This is a genomic window from Faecalibacter rhinopitheci, assembly GCF_015234135.1.
In the GTDB taxonomy this organism is placed as follows: Bacteria; Bacteroidota; Bacteroidia; order Flavobacteriales; family Weeksellaceae; genus Empedobacter; species Empedobacter rhinopitheci.
Map to the genome: position 1 here is coordinate 1 of NZ_JADGIK010000043.1, position 678 is coordinate 678.

1 protein-coding gene is annotated in these 678 nt (G+C 23.7%); it reads right to left on the reverse strand.

Translation table 11 applies throughout. The annotated features are described in order from the left end of the window. Positions 1-140: 140 nt before the first annotated feature. Entirely contained in the window at positions 141-545 is a 405-nt protein-coding gene (locus IM532_RS13635) for a hypothetical protein (RefSeq protein WP_194184043.1), read from the reverse strand. Positions 546-678: the final 133 nt, after the last annotated feature.

The following is a 678-nucleotide window of genomic DNA, read 5'->3' on the forward strand; positions in this document are numbered from 1 at the left end:
GTCACGAACTGAGCAAATTGCTCTATTGTTTGATAAATTTATGAAATAAATTGAAACAAAGGCAATTTTGCGTTGAGAAAAACATAGGCTGAAAGTTTACTTTCAGACCGTTTTTCGCAAATACCATGTTACACGTAGTTTTACTTTTTAGTTAGCGTTAACGATATTTTATCGCTAAAAATTAATAGAATTAAAGCTAAAAGTGATGTAATTCCACTTCCTAAAAAAATGTATGTCAAACTTTGTTGATAAGCATCTTTTGCACTCAAATAAGTAATTAAATCTTTAATAAAATTTGGAAGATTGAATACTAAAATAATTACTGATGAAATTAGAATTCCAATTTGTGTAAACTTCGAAATACTAACATTATTACTTTCTATTTTTTCATTTCCAAAGTATTTTTCAATTTTTAAAAACTTAATCAATAATTCTGTTTTATAAATCGTTAAATAATAGATAACAAAAAGAATAATTAAGATAGTAATAATTGTAATTAATGGAAATGGAATAAATGTCTCTACTTCAGGATAGAAAATATCCATATTTAAAAGGAGATTAAATTGTTCTGGAATAAAAAAAGTAAAAATGAAAATAATAAAAAATATTCCAATTAATTTCAGGATAATAGCAAAGAGATTTTTTATAGTCATAGGATTGTAAAATTACGTGTAACGA

Bases quoted from the DNA above. Each gene is read 5' to 3' on its own strand.
- IM532_RS13635 (WP_194184043.1), bottom strand. From the start codon at position 545: ATGGATATTTTCTATCCTGAAGTAGAGACATTTATTCCATTTCCATTA.